At 68.0% G+C, this 21,230-nt stretch carries 11 protein-coding genes; 5 read left to right on the plus strand and 6 right to left on the minus strand.

Annotation, left to right across the window (positions count from 1 at the left end; translation table 11 throughout):
- The first annotated feature begins 8 nt into the window (after nucleotides 1-8).
- A complete protein-coding gene (locus tag K2R93_11705; protein ID MBY0490497.1) occupies nucleotides 9-944 on the plus strand; it encodes a PhzF family phenazine biosynthesis protein in 936 nt (311 codons plus the stop codon).
- 42 nt (nucleotides 945-986) lie between these two features.
- On the opposite strand, the gene K2R93_11710 is transcribed toward K2R93_11705, so the two are convergent.
- Nucleotides 987-2,213, minus strand: a complete 1,227-nt coding sequence (locus tag K2R93_11710; protein MBY0490498.1) for a GGDEF domain-containing protein — start codon at nucleotides 2,211-2,213, stop codon at nucleotides 987-989.
- 158 nt (nucleotides 2,214-2,371) lie between these two features.
- Between K2R93_11710 and gltB the strand changes: the two genes are divergently transcribed.
- The gene (gene gltB, locus K2R93_11715; protein ID MBY0490499.1) at nucleotides 2,372-6,955 is read left to right on the plus strand and encodes a glutamate synthase large subunit; all 4,584 of its coding nucleotides are present in this window, start codon (nucleotides 2,372-2,374) and stop codon (nucleotides 6,953-6,955) included.
- 27 nt (nucleotides 6,956-6,982) lie between these two features.
- On the opposite strand, the gene K2R93_11720 is transcribed toward gltB, so the two are convergent.
- Both K2R93_11720 and K2R93_11725 read right to left on the minus strand, forming a co-directional pair.
- Nucleotides 6,983-8,329 carry a HEAT repeat domain-containing protein gene (locus K2R93_11720; protein MBY0490500.1) on the minus strand — a complete coding sequence of 449 codons (1,347 nt, stop codon included), beginning with the start codon at nucleotides 8,327-8,329 and terminating at the stop codon, nucleotides 6,983-6,985.
- Between the two features lie 120 nt (nucleotides 8,330-8,449).
- Complete coding sequence (locus tag K2R93_11725) at nucleotides 8,450-11,062, minus strand: hypothetical protein (protein ID MBY0490501.1); 2,613 nt, start codon at nucleotides 11,060-11,062, stop codon at nucleotides 8,450-8,452.
- 139 nt (nucleotides 11,063-11,201) lie between these two features.
- Between K2R93_11725 and K2R93_11730 the strand changes: the two genes are divergently transcribed.
- The gene (locus tag K2R93_11730) at nucleotides 11,202-12,881 is read left to right on the plus strand and encodes a peptidase dimerization domain-containing protein (GenBank protein MBY0490502.1); all 1,680 of its coding nucleotides are present in this window, start codon (nucleotides 11,202-11,204) and stop codon (nucleotides 12,879-12,881) included.
- A gap of 98 nt (nucleotides 12,882-12,979) precedes the next feature.
- Complete coding sequence (locus K2R93_11735; protein MBY0490503.1) at nucleotides 12,980-14,296, plus strand: amidohydrolase; 1,317 nt, start codon at nucleotides 12,980-12,982, stop codon at nucleotides 14,294-14,296.
- A 124-nt stretch (nucleotides 14,297-14,420) separates the two neighbouring features.
- Here K2R93_11735 and K2R93_11740 read toward each other — a convergent pair whose 3' ends face one another.
- Nucleotides 14,421-15,746, minus strand: coding sequence for an aminotransferase class V-fold PLP-dependent enzyme (locus K2R93_11740; protein MBY0490504.1), 1,326 nt, complete (start codon nucleotides 15,744-15,746; stop codon nucleotides 14,421-14,423).
- A 43-nt stretch (nucleotides 15,747-15,789) separates the two neighbouring features.
- On the opposite strand from K2R93_11740, the gene K2R93_11745 reads away from it, so the two are divergent.
- Entirely contained in the window at nucleotides 15,790-17,277 is a 1,488-nt protein-coding gene (locus tag K2R93_11745; protein MBY0490505.1) for an amino acid decarboxylase, read from the plus strand.
- A 20-nt stretch (nucleotides 17,278-17,297) separates the two neighbouring features.
- On the opposite strand, the gene K2R93_11750 is transcribed toward K2R93_11745, so the two are convergent.
- Together K2R93_11750 and K2R93_11755 are read right to left on the minus strand one after the other, a co-directional pair.
- Nucleotides 17,298-17,972 (minus strand): DedA family protein, encoded by a 675-nt coding sequence (locus tag K2R93_11750; protein MBY0490506.1) that lies wholly within the window; start codon nucleotides 17,970-17,972, stop codon nucleotides 17,298-17,300.
- A gap of 95 nt (nucleotides 17,973-18,067) precedes the next feature.
- On the minus strand, nucleotides 18,068-21,229 hold the full coding sequence (locus tag K2R93_11755; GenBank protein ID MBY0490507.1) for an efflux RND transporter permease subunit: 3,162 nt from the start codon (nucleotides 21,227-21,229) through the stop codon (nucleotides 18,068-18,070).
- Nucleotide 21,230: the final 1 nt, after the last annotated feature.

Consider the following 21,230-nt stretch of genomic DNA (forward strand, 5'->3'; position numbering starts at 1 on the left):
TTTGGCGCATGCGTACCCTCCGATATGTCACCGCCGACGTCTTCACGTCGGTGCCCTTCACGGGCAATCAGCTGGCCGTCGTCTTTGGCGCCGAGGGGCTGCCGACGGAGACGCTACAGGCCATCACGCGTGAGTTCAACTACGCCGAGACCACGTTCGTCTTTGCGCCCGAGCGCGCCGACACGACGCGGCGGGTGCGGATCTTCACGCCGGAGCTCGAAGTGCCCTTTGCCGGCCACCCGACGATCGGCACGGCGCACGTGCTGGTGGCCACCGGTGATGTGCCGGCGAGCGGCGACGAGATGACGGTGGTGCTGGGGGAGAACGTGGGGCCGGTGCCGGTGCGCGTGCGGCTGGCGGGGGGCGCGCCAGTGCACGGCCAGCTCACCACGGCGCAGCTGCCCGAAGAGCGCGTGGAAGTAACCGACCTCGAGGCGCTGGCGAGTACGCTCTCGCTCAGCGCCGACGACCTGGTGGGCGGCGCGCATGCGCCGGCGGGCGTGAGTTGCGGGCTGCCGTTTCTCCTGATGCCGCTCAAGACCACCGCTGCGGTGGCCAAGGCACGGCTCAACATGGAGGCGTGGCACCGGGTGCTGCACGGAAAGTGGGCGGCGTGGCCGATGGTCTTTGCGATGGCGCATGAGGACGACCAGTCCGCGTGGCCCACGCATGTGCGGGGCGCCGACATCCGCGCGCGCGTGTTCGTCCCCGGCAGCACGGTGCCGGAAGATCCGGCGACCGGCTCGGCGAACGCCTGCCTCGCCGGCTATCTCGCGGCCCGCACCCCGCGCGACGGGCTGCTGCAGTGGGAAGTGGCGCAGGGCGTCGAGATGGGGCGCCCCAGCCGACTGTCCATCGAAGTGCACAAGACCGGTGGCGCGTTGGACGCCGTGCGGGTGGGCGGCGCGACGGTGGTGATGTGCGAGGGGACGCTGCGCGTCTGAGGGGGCGCCGCGCCGATGGCGTCGACGCCGAGGCGTGGCGCCTTACGGCGCCGAGGCCGTCCAGGTGACGACGCGGTTCCGACCGCTGCGCTTGGCGGCATAGAGCGCTTCATCGGCCCGCGCGCGCAGCGCTTCGGCGATGCTCTCGTCGGGGACCCGATTCGCCGCAATGCCGGCGCTGACCGTTACGCTGACCTTGGCGCGTGGCTCGCCGAAGCTGCGGCGACGGAACGACTCGGTGATGCGCAGCGCGAGCTGCTGGGCGCCGTCCACGCCGGTGTTGGGGGCGAGCACGATGAACTCTTCGCCACCGGTGCGCGCCACCACATCGTCGGCGCGGGCATTTGCGCGCAGCAGTTCGCCCGCCTCGGCAATGACCTGATCGCCCACCAGGTGCCCGAAGGTGTCGTTGACCTGCTTGAAGTGGTCGAGGTCCAGCGCGATGAGTGCCAGATCGGTGTGCGTACGGGCGGCGCGCGCAAGCTCGCGACGATACTGCAACTCGAAGCCCCGCCGGTTGTAGCAGCCGGAGAGCGGATCGGTCAGCACGATGCCGGCGAGCTGGGTGCGCATGCGGTTGTAGGCGCGCCCCACACTCGTGATGGCATCGGGGCGCGCGTCGGCCGCCACATCGTAGCTGTCGGTGAAGTCCCCTTCCTCGGCGCGCTCGAACATCGTCACCAGGCGGCCGAGCCGCGCCTGCAGGTTGGTCTGCACCCGGGTGAGCAGCAGCCCGCCCAGACTGAAGATCGCCACGCGAAAGAAGACCTTGTCCCAGTACACGACACCATGGTGTCGCTCGGCGACCTGATTGAGCGCAAGGTACCCGGCGCCGATCACCGCCAGCATGAGCAAGGCCGGCGCGCGCCCGAAGTACACATGCGTGAGCTGCAGCGACACCAGCGCGATGAAGAGGCCGACATCATAGTTCTCGGGCGCGGCCAGCAGGAACACCACGCAAAAGACCAGGACCAGGTCGGCGACGACCATCACCGTGGAGAGCGCGATGCCGGCGCGACGCTTTCGGGTGATCCAGTGCCGGAGGCCGAGGACCAGCGCCGCGTAGCCCGTGGTGATGAGCCCCAGCAGCCAATCCGCCGCGTCGGTGCCCACACCATGTTCCGCGACCTCCGAGAGGGCCAGAAACCCCGCGGTGCGCAGCCCCACCGCCACCAGCCCGACCGACAGGGCCAGCGCCAGCCGGTACCCCGTCTGCCAGAGCAGGACGTCGGCAGCCGCGAGATCGGCGCGGGGGCGGTCGGTAGCCATGCGCGAAGTGTACCCGGCGCGCCGTGTCATGCAACGCAGGCGTGACGAACGCATTGACAGCGCCAGCCGTAAGACGCATTTGGGATGGGTGGGTCCGGGGACGGAACGACTCCGCCCACGCCCCGGTTTGTCTGCTTCACCCCCGATCAGCTCAGGCTATGTCCCAGCACCTCGCCAGCGGCAAGTTGTCCGACGACCACGTCGGCTCCCCGTACGCCCCCAAGGACGCCTGTGGCGTGGGGTTCATTGCCCGCCAGAGTGGCGAGCGCACGCATGAGGTGATCAGCCTCGCGCTGGGGGCGGCGGCCCGCATGGCCCATCGCGGCGCCTCGGCTACCGACAACTCGGCCGACGGCGCCGGCCTGCTCACGCAGATCCCGCGCCGCCTGTTCATCCTGGCCGCCTCGCGCCTGGGGATCCATCTGCCGGCCGACGCGTCGATTGCGGTGGGCATGTGCTTCCTCCCGACCCAGGCCAACGCCTGCGAGGAGGCGATGACGCTGGTGAAGGACGTGCTGCTCGGAGACGGCCTGCCGGTCCTCGGCTGGCGCGACGTGCCCATTCGCCCCGAGGTCCTGGGCACTTCGGCGCGCGCGGCGATGCCGGCGATCAAGCAGGTCCTCGTGGGGCGCCCGGCCGGCGCCGACGACGAGACGTGGGAGCGCCAGCTCTATACCGCGCGTCGCGAGATGGAGCATCGGGCGCTCGCCCGCGGGCTCGAGCCGTTCTACATCTGCTCGCTCTCGTGCCGCACCGTGGTCTACAAGGGGCTGCTCACCGGGCATCAGCTCGGCGACTTCTTCCCCGACCTGCGCGACCCGGCGTTCGAAAGTGCCATCGCCGTGTTCCACGAGCGCTACGCCACGAATACGATGCCGCGGTGGGAATTGGCGCAGCCGTTCCGCATGCTCGCGCACAACGGCGAGATCAACACGCTGTGGGGCAACCGCAACGCGATGGCCATGCGCGGTACGCTCCTCGATGCGCCGGCCTTTGGGGCGCACGCCGAGCGCGTGCGTGAACCGATTCGCCCCCGCGGCTCCGACTCGGCCAGTCTCGACAACGCGCTCGAGCTGCTGGCGCGCGCCGGTCGTTCGCCGGTGCACGCCACCATGATGCTGGTGCCGCAGGCGTGGGAGAAGTTCCCCGATGTCGAGCCCGCGGTGAAGGCATTCTACGAGTACCACCAGTGCGTCATCGAGCCGTGGGATGGTCCGGCGGCGCTGGCGTACAGCGATGGCGTGCAAGTCGCGGTATCGCTCGACCGCAACGGTCTGCGCCCCTGCCGTTACAAGATCCGCGCCGACGGCATGGTCGTGGCCGGCTCGGAAGTGGGGATCGTGGACTTCGATCCGCGCGACGTGGTGGAGACGGGCAAGCTGGGCCCCGGCGGCGTGTTCCTCGTGGACACGGCGGGCAAGCGCATTGTGCGCAACATGGCGGCCAAGCGTGAAGTGGCCACGCGCCGCCCGTATGCGAAGTGGATTGCGCAACACATGGCCACGCTCCCCACGAGCGATGGCACCGAGCCGCTCGTGCGTTCGAGCGACCAGCTGCGCGCCACGCAGATGGCCTTCGGCTACGGACACGAAGACCTGCGCATGGTCATCGAGCCGATGGCCACCACGGCGGCCGAAGTGGTGTGGAGCATGGGCGACGACGCGCCGCTGGCGGTGCTCTCCACCATGACGCCGCCGCTCTACAGCTTTTTCCGCCAGCGCTTTGCGCAGGTCACGAACCCGCCCATGGATTCGCTGCGCGAAAGCATGGTGATGTCGCTGCGCATGCACCTCGGGCGCCGCGGCTCGCCGCTGGTGGAGAAGCCGGCGTACGCGCGCATGCTGCGCATCGAGCACCCGGTGCTGTTGCCGGAAGAGATGAACAGCCTGCGCAACTTTCCGCAGTTCCCGAGCGCGACGCTGGATGCCACCTACAACGCGCGCTCGCGGTCGGAGGCGCTGGAAGCGGCCCTCGACTCGCTCTGCCGCCGCGCCGAGATGGCGGTGCGTAAGGGCGCCCGCATTCTCATCCTGAGCGATCGCAAAGTGAGCGCCGACCGCGCGCCCATTCCCATGCTGCTGGCGCTCGGTGCGGTGCGCCAGCACCTGGTGCGCACGGGGCTCCGCGCCCGCGTTGGGCTCGTCGTGGAAGTGGGTGACGCCATCGAGCAGCACCACATGGCGACGCTCTTCGGCTACGGCGCCGAAGCGGTGCATCCGTGGGTCGCCATGGAAACGGTGGCGACGATCTTTGCCGAAACGCACGGCAAGGCCGATGCGGACCCCGATCGCCCCGGCCCCGCGGCGGCGCAGTCGCGCTATCGCACGGCGGTGGAGAAGGGGCTGCTCAAGGTGCTCGCCAAGATGGGCATCTCCACGCTCTCGTCGTATTGCGGCGCGCAGACCTTCGACGCCCTCGGCCTGGGCTCGGATGTGATCGACCGCTGCTTTGCCGGCACCAGTTCGCCGATGGGCGGGTTGTCGCTGCGCGAGATCAGTGAGGACGTGTTGCAGCGTCACCGCCGCGCGTTCACCGCGGATGGCGCGCCCGTTGCCACGCTCCCCGACCATGGGCGCATTCGCTTCCGCAAGGAAGGCGAAGTGCACGCCTGGGCGCCGCAGACCGCGCTCACGCTGCAGCAAGCCGTGGGCAGCGCGCGCGCCTCACGCGCCGGCAGCAATCCGGATGACGCGTGGCGCACGTTCGTGGACAAGATCGAAGGTGGCGCGCCGGCCAATGTGCGCGACCTGCTCGCGATCCGCCCGGCGACGCCGATCCCCATCGACGAAGTGGAACCGATGGAGGCCATTCGCACCCGGTTCATCTCGAGCGCGATGTCGCTCGGCGCCCTGTCGCCCGAGGCGCATGAGACGCTCACGATCGCGATGAACCGCATGCAGGCTCGATCGAACTCGGGGGAAGGTGGCGAAGATCCGGCGTTCTATCGCGAGCAGGGGGGCGATCGGCGCGACAGCAAGATCAAGCAGATCGCATCGGCACGCTTTGGCGTGACCACCGAGTATCTCGTGCGGGCCGAAGAGCTCGAGATCAAGGTGGCCCAGGGCGCGAAGCCCGGTGAAGGCGGGCAGCTCCCGGGCCACAAGGTCACCGAGCTCATCGCGCGCCTGCGTCACTCCACGCCGGGGGTCGGCCTCATTTCGCCGCCGCCGCATCACGACATCTACTCCATCGAAGATCTCGCCCAGCTGGTGCACGATCTCAAGACGGTGAACCCGCGGGCGCGGGTGGGCGTCAAGCTCGTGGCAGAAAGCGGCGTGGGCACGGTGGCGGCCGGTGTGGCCAAGGCGTTCGCCGACTATGTGCTCATTGCCGGCTACAACGGCGGCACGGGCGCGAGCCCGCTGTCGAGCATCAAGCACGCCGGCTCCCCGTGGGAGCTCGGCCTGGCCGAAGCGCAGCAGGTGCTCGTGCAGAACGGGCTGCGCCATCGCGTGGAAGTGCGCGTGGACGGTGGTCTCAAGACCGGCCGTGATGTCATCATCGCCGCGCTGCTCGGCGCCGAGACCTATGGCTTTGGCACGGGGCCGCTGGTGGCGATGGGGTGCGACATGGCGCGGCAGTGCCATCTCAATACCTGCCCCACGGGCATTGCCACGCAGCGCGAGGATCTGCGGGCCAAGTTCCGCGGCACGCCGGAGCAGGTCATCGCCTACTTCTCGCGCATTGCCGAAGATGTGCGCACCGAGCTCGCGCTCATGGGCGCGCGCTCCCTGCAGGAGATCATTGGCCAGGTGGAGCGGCTGCAGCGCGCCGAGCGCCCCGAGCTGCCGCGCAGCACGATGCTCGACCTGTCGCTGGTCCTAGGCGCACCGCGTCGGACCGACGAACCGCGCGTGCGCACGGCAGCGCGCAACGAACGGCGCGGTCTGCAGGTGCTCGACGAGCGCATCCTCGAGGAAGCGTATCAGACGGTCGCCACCGGCGCGTCGTTCAGCGGGCAGTACGAGATCCGCAATCACCATCTGTCGGTGGGTACCCGCCTGGCGGGAGCGCTGGCGGAACGCTTTGGCGATGCCGGGTTGCCGACGGGCACGATGCAGCTGTCGTTCACCGGGAGCGCCGGTCAGAGCTTTGGCGCCTTCGCGCTACGGGGGATGCGGCTCACGCTCGAAGGCGAGTGCAACGACTACGTGGGCAAGGGGCTCAACGGCGCCGAGATCACCGTGCGGCCGTTCCGCAACGCGCGGTATCGCGGCGCGAGTCACCTGAACATGATCCTGGGCAACACCGTGTTGTACGGGGCCACCGACGGGCTGCTGCTCGCGGCGGGTCAGGCGGGCGATCGCTTTGCGGTGCGCAATTCCGGCGCCTGTGCGGTGGTGGAAGGCGTAGGCAATCACGCCTGCGAGTACATGACGGGTGGGATCGTGACCGTGCTGGGGCGCGCCGGGCGCAACTTCGGCGCGGGCATGTCCAACGGTGTGGCGTACGTGTTCGACGAATCGGAGACGTTCGCCGGACGCCTGAATCACGAGATGGTGCTGCTCGCCGATCTCGACCCCGAAGACACGCAGCTCCTGCAGCAACTGCTGCAGCTGCACATCACGCGGACCGGCAGTGCGCGCGCGCGCTGGATTCTCGAAGACTGGGAGCACCAGCACATGCGCTGGCGCAAGGTCAAGCCACGCGGGGCGGCGGAGCATGTCACGCGCATCCGCGAGCACTGGACGCCGCGCATCGCGGCGCTGCTGGAAGAAGAGCTGGGCGCCGCCGCGCACTGACGGCAGCTCCCCATCTCGGTTCGTCGATCAGGCCGCGAGCAATGCCGCGGCCTTTTCGCGTACGTAGGGGTTCCGGTCCTCGAGCAGCTCCTTGAGCAGCGGCACGGCGTGAGAGCGATGCCCACTCGAGAGCGCGGCCAGCGCCGCCAGTCGCACCTGATGATCATCGAGGGTGCCGTTGGTCTTCCGGGCAAAGGCCTCGAGCCGGGCGCGGGCGCGCGGCGTGTGGATGTGCGCCAGCGCGGCGACCATCTCGAGGCGGTACTCCAGCGGATTCTCTTCCTCGAGCGCCATCAACACGCGCGACGGCAGCGGGGCGCTGTCCGGTGACGCGAACACCAGCGCGAGCGCGCGATTGCGCACTTCGATCGACGGATCGAACAGCACCGACTCGAGCCGCGCGAGGGCCAGTGGACCGCCGATCTGCCCCAACGCCACGACGGCGGCGATGCGCACGCGCTGGTCTTCGTAGCGCAGCAGCTTGCCAAGCTCCGAGATCATGTCCGGATCGCGCGACTCGCCCATGAGTCCGGCCGCGTTGCGCACCACGTACCAGCGCTGGTCGTGCGCGTGTTCGCGGGCCACCACGCCAATGCCGGCGAGGGTCGCCGCCAGATCGTAGAGGAAGCGCCGCTCGGAGGTGTCGGTGGCGGCCACGAGCTGGGCGAAGACGGCGCGGGCGCCGGTGACCCCCGCGCGATCCAGCAGCGCATGCGCGTCATCGTACGTGATCGCCGCTTCGAGGAGCTGCTCCACCACCAGGTGGAGCACCTCCGGCGTCGCCGCCCGCGCGAAGGCGGAGCCGGTGAGCGCCAGCAGCAGCTGACACACCGTGCGCCCATCGCCGCGATGCAGGGCCAGTGCGAGCTCGTCTTCGAGCGCCGGCGACGGTGTATCGGCCGGGGCCGCGTCCGCCGGCTCGGGGGCCGATGCCGCCGACGGCGCGGCGGGTGCCGGCGTGTCCACCGCCTTCATGCCCAGCGGAGTGGGGCGCAGCTTGGCGCCAAAGGCACGCAGCCGCACGTTCCAGATCGACAGCGCTTCGGCGGTTTCCACGATGCTCCCCGCCACGATCGACGGTGTGCCCGACAGAATCCCGGCGAGCTTGAGAAACTCGGTCTCGGTGACGGTCGTCGCGATGTCCATCGCCTCGATGCCGTGCGCGTGCATCGTGTCCTGCAGCAGCCGGCTCGCCATGCCCACGCTGTCCGCGCGCTCGCTGTCCAGCGTCGCGGCGCGAATAGTGACCGAGCCCACGCGCGCGAGGGCGCACAGTCGCGCCACACTCGCGAGCACATCGGACATGGGCGCCTTGTCTCGGAGCTGCTGGATCAGCAGCCCGAGCGCCGCGGCGTAGACGAGGTCGAGGGACATGGCTTCACTCCGTCGTGAAGATCTGGGGCCCCGGACTACCCGAAGGCGCGAAGAGGGGACGATTTCGTCCCCTCTTCGGTCATTCCGCGGCTGAGAAGGCCCGTCCCGCCCCGCCAGGGCTCAGAGTGGGGCCCCGAGGTAGATGTCCGTGCGCCAGCGCTTGGCCGGGTTGAGGCCACGGGCGAAATCGACCCGCAGCAGCCCGTCCAGGAAGCCGAAGCCCACCCCGGCCCCCCGCTGCATCATCCCCTGCCCGAACGCGCTCCGGCTCCCCGCCCACCCCATGTCGTAGAACACGATCGGCCGCGCAAAGCCCTGCCGCGTCCCGAGTTCGGCCCGGCTGTACCAGAAGGCATTGCCATTCTGGGTGCCCGGAAACTGGCCGCGCACGGTGCGCAGCCCGCCCAGGAACCAGTTCCGCTGGATCGGCAGGCGCCCTGCCGAGCTGCCGGCCGAGCCGGTGAGCGCGAAGGAGGCGCGCCGCCCGAGCCCGTGCGAGACGGTCGTCTCCAGCGACCCGCGCGCATACTCGAACGTGCCCGTGGCCGCCTCGGCGCGGGTAATCCCAACCAGCCGCCAGCCGCGCGGCTGGTCGAGCAGCGTACGCGCCCACGTCAGATCCACGCCGGTGAACGTGCTCGGCTCCGCGATGATGTTCGGGGCAAAGCGCCGGTCCCCAAAGGCGCGGGCAAACGAGAAGGTGTTCACCACGCCAGTATCGCCGGCGGTCCACTGCCGCTCGATGAACAGGCGGTAGTCGAGCGACCCCTTTCGCTGTTCGCGATGTTCGCCAAGGGAGGCCCCCATGGCGCGGTAGTAGAACCCTTCGTCACGGCCATAGAGGAGCGCCGGCAGCGACGGCCCGAAGCTGAGCGCGCCGGCCCAGTCGGGATTCGTGGCCGAGAGGCGATGATACCCGGTGAGGCTGACCGTGCGGAGCCCGGTGCCGCGCGCGAGGGTCAACTCACCATTGGCGTGCAGATCAGCAAAGCCGAAGCGCCCGACGCCGGTGAGGGTGTAGCCGGCCCCAAGCACCTGCTTCACTTCCGCTCCAACGGACAGCCCTTCGATGCGATTGTAGCGCATGAGATCGGAGCCCACGCGCACCTTGGGCAGTTGCGGCGCCCACGGCGTCTGCAGGGACATCCCGAGCGCATCGACGAGCCGTTCGGCGCTCGCCATGTCGAAGACGTCCGCATCACTTGCATCGAGCGCGGGCAGTGCCGGCGACTTGCCCAGTCGATCCATGTCGCACGGCAGGTCATAGGCGATGCGCACGGCGCCCTCGTAGCGCTCCTCGACGCGCGTCCACACGCTGTCCTTCGAACACTGCCGGAGCTTGGAGGTCCCGTAGCGGCGACGCTCGATGGAATCGCGCTGCGCCGGCGTCTTCTTGCGGTCCGACGAGCTGACCGTGACCTCGACGCCGGTGTTGTCGAGATCCACCGCCAGGCTGTCGGCCTTCGCCGAATCCTTCGCGGCGAACCGATTGCGGGCGGGCGGCAACGCCGGCAGCGTGAAGTCGCCGTCGACATCATCGTAGCTGAACTTCTCGTCGAAGCGCACCGGAATGCGCATGAACATCGCTTCGGCGTTCGCCGTGGCGCTGTGCATGCGGGGGAGCCAGAACTTCCCCTTGTAGAGCGCGTACTCCACGGTGATCGCATCGAGGCTGGCCTTCATCGGGCGGAACGTGGCGGTCACCCAGGCCGGTGGCTTGTCGTCGGGATTCTGCCCCTGAAACTTCTCGAGGCGCGCGCGCTCGATACTGTCCTTGACGTACACGTCGCGCGGCAGACGGGCACGCAACAGCGAATCCCGCACCGGGCGCATCGCGAGCCGCTCGGCGACATCCTTCTCGGTTTCCTCGTCGGCAACGCTCCAGATGTCGATCTCCGACGCCATGCGATACGCCGCACGCACGAGCTGGCCGCCATCGGCGTCGAACCAGAACGACCCCACGAACGACCGCCACTCCGGCTTGCGCGCCGCAATGCGCAGTTCGCGCAGGCGGATGACTTTGCCGTCAGGGAGCGTGATATCGGCCGAGTCGCCCGTCTGGTACCGATAGAAACGTTCGGCGCCGCGCGCCAGCGGATGAATCATCTCGCGCTCGTCCACCTCGGTCTTCACCATGCCGAAATCGGACGACGGGAACCACAATTGCTCGCGACCCGGGAAGTACGGAATGGAGACGGCGCTCACGAAGTCGCCACCCGTCTCGCCGCCCATGGGCACCACCATGCGCGAGCCAATCGGGCGGACCCGGACGCCCACATCGCGGCGCCAGGAGATCTCGGCGACGTTGTCTCCTCGGAAGAGCAGCTTTTCGAACCCCAACCGGCGGGCGCCGAGCCCAACCGACATCCGCTGCGTCGTGGTAGCCCGGTACGCCTTGAGCGCGCTGTCCTGCCGCTCGCGGGCCGCCCGCGCGCGGTCGAAGATCACACGCGCCTCCGGCGAGGCGAATGCCGTGGTCGCCGCTTCAGCCGTGCGGGTGGCCCGCTCGACGCTGTCCCCCGCGGTCCGGCGACGCGAGATGGAGCGGGCGTCACGTGACGCCTCGCGGATGGCGCGACGCTCGTCGGCGGTGAGGGTATCGCGCTTGGGCGTTCCCGCCGTGGCCTTCGCCGGAGCCGGCGGGGCCTTGGGGGGCTGCGGAGCTTGGGCGGCCGCCAGATGCCCGGCGGACACCACCGAGCAGACCGCGAGCAGGACAAAGGGACGACGCATACGGGAACGAAAGCAGGGGAAGGACCTTCGGGGCAACGAGGGCCCGTACGCGACGGCGGCGCGAGCGGTTTCTCCCCGATGGGCGTAACTTCGGAAGGTTCGACCCCCGGATGATCGCCAACGTTTCAGGAGACCGGCCGTGCCCTTTGCCCCTGCCCTTTCCCGCTGGACCCGCCGTGCGGGTCTCGCCGCCTCCCTCGCGGCGCTTCCCGCCACCCCGCTCGCCCTCCCGGCGCAGGCCGCGGCCCAGCCAGCAACAGCCGCCGCCGATCCGCGCCTCGAGAAGCTGAAGGCCGAAGCGCTGCAGATGGTGGAGGCGCGCTCCAAGCAGGTGCAGGAAATCGTGGACATGCTCTTCTCCTTCCAGGAACTCGGCTTCCAGGAATTCGAGACGCAGAAGTACATCACCACGCTGCTGGCCAAGGAAGGGTTCACGATCGAGAAGGGCGTCGCCGGCATGCCGAGCGCGTGGACGGCGAAGTGGAGCTACGGGACCGGCAAGCCGGAGATCTCGCTGGGCTCGGACGTGGACGGCATCCCGCAGGCCAGCAACAAGCCGGGCGTGGGCTACAAGGATCCGATGATCACCGGCGGCCCGGGGCATGGCGAAGGGCACAACTCCGGGCAGGCCGTGAACATCGTGGCCGCGATTGTCGTGAAGCAGCTCATGATGCGCGACAAGATCAACGGCACAATCCTGCTCTGGCCGGGCATCGCCGAAGAGCAGATGGCCGGCAAGGCGTTCCTCGTGCGCGCGGGCATCTTCAAGAACACCGACGTGACGCTCTTCACGCACGTCGGCAATGATCTGGGCGTGTCGTACGGCCCGAGCGGCTCGAGCGCGCTGATCTCGGCTGAATTCAAGTTCCGTGGCGAAAGCGCGCACGCCGCCGGGGCGCCATGGAGCGGCCGCTCGGCGCTCGACGCCGCGATGCTCATGGGCACGGGCTGGGAATATCGCCGTGAGCACCTGCGCCTCGCGCAGCGCTCGCACTATGTCATCAAGGACGGCGGCGACCAGCCGAACGTGGTGCCCAGCACGGCGAGCATCTGGTTCTACTTCCGCGAGGAAGACTACCCGCGCACGATGGCGCTCTTCGAGATCGGCAAGCAGATCGCGGCCGGCGCGGCCATGATGACGAACACCAAGCTCGACACGGTGAACATTCTGGGCAGCGGCTGGAGCGGCCATTTCAGCAAGCCGATCGCCGAAGCGATGCACGCCAACATCCAGGTGGTGGGCATGCCCAAGTGGGACGACAAGGACCAGACGATCGCCAAGGGCATTCAGGCCGAACTCGGCAATCCGGCGTTCGGGTTGGCGAACGATGTGAACAAGCAGCTCCGCGGTGGCGATACCCGTGCCTTCACGGGCGGTGGCTCGGACGACATCGGCGACGTGTCGTGGAATGTGCCGACGGTGACGCTGCGCTATCCGTCGAACATTCCGGGGCTGCCGGGGCACAACTGGGCGAACGCCATATCGATGGCCACGCCGATCGCCCACAAGGGCGCGCTCGCTGGGGCGAAGGTGCAGGCGATGACGATGCTCGACATCTTCCTGACGCCCAAGGTCGTGGCGGACGCGTGGGATTACTTCAAAAACGTCCAGACGAAGGACGTGAAGTACCAGCCATTCATCCGGCCCTCGGACATGCCGCCCACGTATCTGAACGCCGAGATCATGGCGCGCTTCCGCGAGCAGCAGAAGAAGTTCTACTACGATCCGACGAAGTATAAGACGTACCTGGAGCAGCTCGGGATCGAGTACCCGACGGTGCGGCCGCAGGTGACGAAGCCGAAGGGGAACAACAATTAACTCACAACTCATGACCTAAAGCTCGGAACCCTGAACTGATCGGTTTTGTGTTTCGGGTTTTAGGTCGTGGGTTCTGGGTTTGCTTCAGACCACGGACTATGAAGACGCTCAGACACTCCCTCGCCACGCTCCTGCTCGCGGCGGCGCCCTTCGCCGCCCAGCAATCCCCGTTCGATCCCGCGCTCGCCGCCGAGATCGACAAACGCACCGCCGCGATTGCCGACAAGATCACGGCCTGGCGGCACGACATTCACCAGCACCCCGAACTCGGCTACCAGGAGAAGCGCACCGCGGCGCTCGTCGCGGCGCATCTCAAGTCGCTCGGGCTCGAGGTGCAGGAGAATGTCGGCGGCATTCCTGGGGTGATTGGCATCCTCAAGGGGGGCAAGCCGGGGCCGACCGTGGCGCTGCGTGCCGACATGGATGCGCTGCCGGTCGCCGAGCAGGTGGATGTGCCGTTCAAGAGCACGGTGCGCACCGTCTACAACGGCGTCGAGACCGGGATCATGCACGCCTGCGGCCATGACATGCACACGGCCATGCTCATGGGCACGGCCGAAGTGCTCGCCGGCATGAAGGCCAAGATCCCGGGCACGGTGAAGTTCATGTTCCAGCCCGCCGAGGAAGTGCCGCCCAATGGTGGGGCGAAGGCGATGATCGAGTCCGGGGCGATGAACGGCGTGGACGGCGTGTTCGGCCTGCACGTGGGGCCGGGCCCGAGCGGCACGCTGTCGTATCGCAGCGGGTCGATCACCGCCGCCGCCGACAGCTGGAAGATCATCGTGCGCGGCAAGCAGGGGCATGGCGCGATGCCGTCGAACGCGGTGGACCCGATCGTCGCCAGCGCGGAGATTGTGAGTGCGCTTCAGACGATCGTGTCGCGCTCGCTCGATCTCACAGCAGGTCCGGCGGTCGTCACGGTGGGCGCCATTCACGGCGGCCTGCGCGAGAACATCATCCCCGACTCGGTGTGGATGATCGGTACCATCCGCACCTTCGACGCCAAGTCGCGGCAGGTGATCGGCGAAAAGATGAAGCTCATCGCGCAGAAGATCGCCGAAGCGAACGGCGCGACCGCGGAAGTGCACGTGGACCTGGGCTACAGCAGCACGAACAACAACGTGGCGATGGTCTCGCGGTTTTCGCCGGCGCTCAAGCGCGTGGCGAACGGCAAGGCGTTCGAGTCCAAGGGGCCGAGCATGGCCGGTGAGGATTTCTCGCGCTTCGCCGACAAGGCACCGGGGTTCTTCTTCAACCTGGCCGTGACGCCGCCGAACGTGGATCTGTTCAACGTGGCGTCGAACCACTCGCCGCTCTTCCAGGGCGATGATGCGGCGCTGCCGGTTGGCACGCGCGCGCTGGCCAACGTGGCGCTGGAGTTCCTGACGAGTGGCGGGATTCCGAAGACGCCCTGAGTTGGACTAAAGGGCTCGCACAGAGTGCACGAAGAGCCACAGGGGGCACGGAGAACAGCGCAGCACTGGCTGTCTCTGTGTCCCCTGTGGCTCTTTGTGCACTCTGTGCGAGCAGTTCGGCGAACTACCCACGCGCAGCGATGGTTTTGATGGCGACAGAAAGCTTGTCGAGATCCGCCGGCGTATTGAACAGCGTGGGCGTCACGCGCACACAGTCGCCCTTGGCGAGGCCGGTGCGCTGGAAGGTGAAGATGTGGAACTCGTCGAGTAGCGTCTTGGCGAGCGCGTCATTGGCCGCCTTGTCCCCGCGGCCGTGGAGGCGGAAGCCCGTGATCGCCCCGCAGAGCCCTGGCTCCTCGGGGGTGAGCACCTGCACGCCGGCCACGTCGCGCACCGCGTGCACCCAGCGATCGCGCAGGTAGCGGAGGCGCGCCGCTTTCTGCGGAATGCCGATGGAACGCTGAAAGGCGATGGCATCCGGGATCGCCATCACCGTGGCAAAGTTGGTGGTGCCCGTGTGCAGGCGGCTGCCGATATTCGAGAGCGGGAACGCCTCATCGGCGTGCATGCGATCGATGGCGTCGAGGCGGCCGCTCCGGATGTACATCGCGCCGGCGCCCACCGGGGCCCCGATCCACTTGTGCAGGTTGAGCCCCACAAAGTCGGCGCCGAGGTCATCCATCGTGAGCGGCACCTGCCCGAACGAGTGCGCCGCATCCACCACGACATCGGCCCCACGCGCCTTCGCCAACGCGGCGATCTGCTTCACGGGGATGATCAGCCCCGTCTTGTTGTTGCAGTGCGTGAGCAGCAGCAGCTTGGTGCGGGGGTTCGCGTCGAGTGCTCTGGTATACGCCTCGAGCACGGCCGCTTCGGAGGCCGGCTCCGGGATGTTGAGGGTGGCCACCTTCGCCCCGCGCTCGGCCGCGAGCGCGTTCATGGCCCACTGCATCGCGTTGTAATCGAGGTCGGCGTACATCACCGTGTCACCGGCCCCGACGCCCTTGTACTGCACGATGAGCGCCTGCAGCGCCTCGGTGGCCCCGCGAGCGAGCTGCAGTTCCTCGGGCTTGGCGCCCACGAACTCGGCAACCGCCTGACGAGCGGCGATGAACATCGCCGGGTACGCGCGCCGGGCGAAGTACGAGTTCTCGCGGTTCACCCGGTCGAGATGCGCGTGGTACGCCTTGAGCACCGGCGCGGCCATCAGCCCGAAATAGCCGGCTTCGAGGTTGATGACCTCCTTCGTCACCGCATACTGCTCGGCCACCTTCGCCCAGTAGGCCTCGTCGCGGGCGACCGCGTCGAGCGGGCCATCAAGCGGCGCGAGCGGCATCGGTTCACGCGGCGCGTGGTCGGCGGGGGCCGCCCCGGCCACGGATGGCAGGCTGATGGCCGCACATCCCAACAGCGCGGCATCCTTCACGAAGTCTCGGCGGGAGGTCGTCATGTCTCAGGCTACCGCGTAACCGGCGCCGCAGCAACTTTGCAGCATGGCCGATCCGACCCCTTCGCGTGACAGTGCCCCCTTTCTGGGCGATCTCCCCGCCGATGACTTCCGCGCCGCCGCCCACGCGGCGGTCGACTGGATCGCTGACTATCTCGAGCATCCGCAGCAGTATCCCGTGCGGAGCCGCGTGCAGCCTGGCGATGTGCGAGAGGCGCTGCCCGCGTCGCCGCCGACGCGCGGGGAACCGCTCGATGCGATGCTGCGCGACTTCCACAGCACCGTCCTCCCCGGCATCACCCACTGGAATCATCCCGGGTTCATGGCGTACTTCGCGAACAGCGCGTCGTACCCGGGCATTCTGGGGGAGCTGCTGGCCGCCGCGTTGAATGCGAACGGCATGCTCTGGGTCACCAGCCCGGCGGTGACGGAACTCGAGCAGGTGGCCGTGGACTGGCTGCGCCAGCTCATGGGGCTGGGCGAGGGGTGGTTCGGCCAGATCACCGACACCGCCAGCGTGTCCACGTTCTATGCGCTCGCGGCGGCGCGTGAACGCGCGGGGCTGGATGTCCGCGCGCAGGGGATGGCCGGTCGCGCCGACATGCCGGTGCTGCGCGTGTACGCGAGCGAGCATGTGCACTCGAGCATCGACAAGGCGGTCATTGCCCTCGGGCTCGGCCACGACAATCTCGTGAAGGTGCCGGCCGACGCGCAGTTCCGCATGCGCGCCGACGCGCTGGAGCAGGCGATCGCCGACGACGTGGCGCGCGGATATCGACCGATCGCGATCGTGCCCTGCGTTGGCACGACGAGCGTCACCAGTATCGATCCGGTGCCTGACGTGGTCCGCATCGCCCGTCGCTACGACTGCTGGGTGCATGTGGACGCCGCCTATGGCGGACCGGCGGCGATCGTCCCCGAACTGCGCTATCTGCTCGACGGCGTGGACGGTGCCGACTCGCTGGTGGTGAATCCGCACAAATGGCTGTTCACTCCCATGGATTGCTCGGTGCTGTATACCAAGCATCCCGACGCGCTCAAGCAAGCCTTTGCGCTGCTGCCGGAGTATCTCGTCACGAAGACGCAGGATTCGGCGGTCAACCTGATGGATTACGGCATTCAGCTCGGGCGCCGCTTCCGGTCCCTCAAGCTGTGGATGGTGTTGCGCGCGTATGGCGCCGACGGACTCGCCGAACGCATTCGCTTTCACTGCGAGCTGGCGCGCGAGTTCGCGGGCATGGTGCACTTCGAACAGGGCGGCTGGGAGCTCACCGCTCCCGTGACGCTCTCGCTGGTGTGCTTCCGCTATGCGCCGGCCGGCTGGCGTGAGGAGCAGATTGCCGCCGTGAACGCGCAGATCATGGAGCGCGTGAACGCCAGCGGTGACGCTTATCTGTCGCACACGAAGATCGCCGGGCGCTACACCCTCCGCCTCGCGATCGGCAACATTCGCACCGACCGGGTGCATATCACCCGCGCGTGGGCAGCCCTGCGAGAAGCCGCAGCCGCCGTCGACCCACAACCCACGACCTAAAGCCCGAAACCCAGAACCGATCAGTTCTGGGTTTCGGGTTCTTGGTCTTGGGTTTCGGGTACTCGGTGCGGCCTGGTCTTCCGTAACGCCTTCCGCTCGCGCCGCCGGCGGTCCCACTTGAAGAACGCGATCACCGCGGTGGTCACGGCGATCGCGCCGATGACCTCGCCCACGCGCCCGAAGTGCCCCATCGCCTGCACGGCGGCTTCACCGGCCGCGTAGCCCACACCGGTGAATACCGCTGTCCAGATAGCGGAACCGACGAGCGACACCGGCAGGTAGATGTACAACGGGACCCGCGCGGCACCGCAGGCCATCGGCAGCACGATCCGCAACCCGAAGGCGAAGCGTACGAAGAACGACGCCTTCAGTTGGTTGTTGCGGACGACCCGTAGGGCCACGGTGCCCGTGGCGCGTGCCTTGGGGAAACGGCGCCGGATCGCCTCCCACTTGAGGCGCCCGAGCGCGTAGAGCAACGCGCCCGCGATCCACCCGCCAAGGGTGATGGCCACGATGACCCGGCTGATCTGCAACTCCCCTTCGTGGGCGGCGATGCCGCCGAAGATGGGGCCGAGTTCCTCCGTCACGATCGCCGTGGCCCCGAGCACCACGTACGTCCACGGGGCGTCGGAGAGCGCGGCCAACCACGATGCGGCGTCGGCGAGCAGGGCGAGAGGCAGGAACGGCGGTCGCATGGGGATGGTGAATCTACACCAAACGACCGCGGCAGTTGGGGAGTGCCCAACCACCGCGGTCGTGGGATCCGGCCGCTACGTTCGCGGCGACAAACTCAGTCGCCGACCCCCGGCACGGGCATTTCGAACGTGGCGAACTGGCCGGTGTGCGGCGCCGTCAGCCCGACCATGCGCATCACGCGGGCACGCGCATTGTCGAAGATCTCGTAGAAGGTCGGGATCACCAGCAGGGTGAGCACGGTGCTCGTGACCACGCCACCAATCACCGCCACGCCGAGTGGTGCGCGGAACTGGGCCCCTTCGCCGCGACCGAGCGCCACCGGAATCATGCCGGCGATCAGCGCGAACGTCGTCATGAGAATCGGACGCAAGCGAATCGCGCCCGCTTCGATCAGCGCCTCACGCAACGGCATCCCCTGCACCTCGCGCGCCGACTTGGCGAAGTCGATGAGCAGGATGGCGTTCTTCGCCACGATGCCGCAGAGCAGGATCACCCCAATCAGGCTCATGAGGTTGATCGTGTTGCCGGTGAGCGCGAGCGCACCCATCACGCCAATCAGCGACAGCGGCAGCGAGATGAGAATGGCAATCGGATCGAGGAACGACTGGAACTGCACGACCAGGATCAGATACATCAGCGCGATCGCCACACCGAGCGCGATGAAGATGTTGGTGAACACCTCCTGCTGCTGCTGCACCTGGCCACCGCTGGTGAGGCGCACGCCGGGAGGCAGTGCGATGGTGGCAATCTGCTTGTCGATGTCGGCGCGCACCTCCGAGAGCGAGCGCTCCGCGACATTGGCCTCGACCTTGATCACGTTGTCGCGATCGAGGTGATTCACCACCGCCGGGCCCAACTCGTTCTTGATCTGCGCCACCTGCGCCAGCGGAATCAGCGTGGCATTCGCGCCCTGCCCCACGCCCACGGGCAACTGCGCCAGGTCGCTGCCCCGCGCACGGGCCTCGGGGGAGAGGCGCACCATCACCTTGCGCGTCTCGTTCGACGGATCAACCCAGTCGCCGGCATCGAGCCCCGCAAAGGCCGGCCGCAGCGCCTGCGCAATGCTCCCGATGCTGAGCCCCAGGGCACCGGCCAGACCACGATCCACCTGCACCGTGAGCTCCGGCTTCTGCCCCTTGGTGCTGAGCCCCACGTCCACGGCCCCCGGGATACCCTGCAAGGCCGTGAGGTACTGATCGGCGACGCTCTGCAGCGCTGCCTTGTTGGTCCCGCGGAGCTCAAGCGAGATCTGCTTCTGCGCGCCGGCAAAGTCGTTCGTGAACACCGCCACGCTCGCCCCGCCGATCCGCTTCACCTCGCGGCGAATCGCCGACGCCAGATCCTCGGCCGTCAGCTGGCCCTTCTTCAAGCGGTCGGCCTTCGGCTTGAGCTTGAAGTACACACTCGCCTTGTCGACCGCGCCGTTCGCGCCGCCGGCACTGACGAAGGTGTACAACACCTCGGGGTGCTTCGTGGAGTCGCCCAGCGCAAGCACTTCCTGCGTCTTCTGCCGCAGGTAGTCGAGATTGCCGCCCGGCGGCGTCTCCAGCGTCATCTGCAGCTCGGCGTTGTCCTCCAGCGGGAAGAACCCGCCACCGACCAGCCCGGCCGCCGGCATCGCGAGCGCCACCACGAACGTACCGACCGCCAGGGCGACCATGCTCTTCGGATGGTCGAGCGCCCAGCCGATCATCCGGCGGTAGCCGTTCGCCAGGCCGTTGAACCAGTGATTGAACTTGTCGAGCTGCTTGGTGATCCAGCTCTTCTGGTCCTCGGTCTGATGCGGATCGGGCCAGTAGGCCGACAGCATCGGGTCCAGCGAGAAGGACACGAACAGCGACACCAGCACCGAGCAGGCAATGGTGAGCGCGAAGGGCTTGAACCACTGACCACTCAGGCCCTGCAGGAACGCGATCGGGACGAAGACCGCCACAATCGAGAAGGTGGTCGCCGCCACCGCCAGGCCGATCTCCGCCGTCCCCTCGCGCGCGGCCGTGTAATGGTCTTTCCCCATCTCCACATGCCGTACGATGTTCTCGCGGACGACGATGGCGTCGTCGATCAGGATACCGATCGCCAGCGACAGTCCGAGCAGCGACATGGTATTGAGCGTGAACCCGAACGCCCACACCGCCACGAAGCTCGCGAGCACCGAGACCGGCAGCGCCAGACCCGTGATCACCGTGGAGCGCCACGAGTTCAGGAACACGAACACCACCAGCACGGTGAGCACCGCGCCTTCGATCAGCGCGGACTGCACGTTGTTCACGGAGTTCGTGACGCGCGTGCCCTTGTTCTTTACGACTTCGAGGTTCGCCCCCTTGGGCAGCGTCGGGCGGAGCTGGTCCATCTTCTTGATGACCGCGTCGGCCACCGCCGTCGTGCTGTACCCCTTGGTCTTCTTGATCTCGAGACCGACCGCATCGCGGCCATTGAAGAGCGCCATCGTCCGCTGCTCTTCATAGCCCTCGGTGGCGGTGGCCACATCCGCCAGCCGGATGACGCGCCCGCCCTTCTCGGCGATCACCAGCTGCATGAAGTCCTGAGCGCCGTCGAGACGGCCGCGCAGACGAATCGTGCGTTCGTCGAGCGTGCCGTTGAGGCGCCCCACCGGCACCGCGAGGTTGCCACTCTGCACCGCGGCCACGACCTGCGGCACGCTCACCCCCGCCGCCTGCATGCGCGCCGGATCGAGATTGACCGTGAGTTCCTTCTTCACCGCGCCTGTCACCGACACATCGGCCACGCCCGGAATGGCGCGCAGCTCACGCGTGATCCCGGGATCGGCGAGCTGGGTCAGCTGCGCCGGCGAGAGCGAGTTCGACCACATCGACAGCGTCACGATCGGACCGTCGAGGTCGTTGAACTTGCGGATGATCGGCTCCTCGAGCTCCTGCGGCAGGTCCTGCCGTTTGGTGGCAATGGCGTCGCGAATGTCCTGCGTCGCCTCCTGCACATCCTTGGAGAACACGAACTCGGTGCGGATGAGCGCGAAGCCGTCGCGCGCTTCGCCGTTGATGCTCTTCACGCCCGAGATCGACTGGATGGCCTCCTCGATCGGCTCGAGCACTTCGCGCTCCACCTGCTCCGGCGAGGCGCCCGGGTACACCGCCGTCGTGAGCACGATCGGCGGCTGCACTTCCGGAAACTCGTCTGTCTGCAATTGCGTGAGCGCGACCGCACCGAAGCCGACGAGGGCCAGCATGGCCACGATCGTCAGCAGCGGCTTCTTGATCGCAAAATCAGAGATGAACATG

The sequence above is a fragment of the Gemmatimonadaceae bacterium genome, assembly GCA_019752115.1.
In the GTDB taxonomy this organism is placed as follows: domain Bacteria; phylum Gemmatimonadota; class Gemmatimonadetes; order Gemmatimonadales; family Gemmatimonadaceae; genus Gemmatimonas.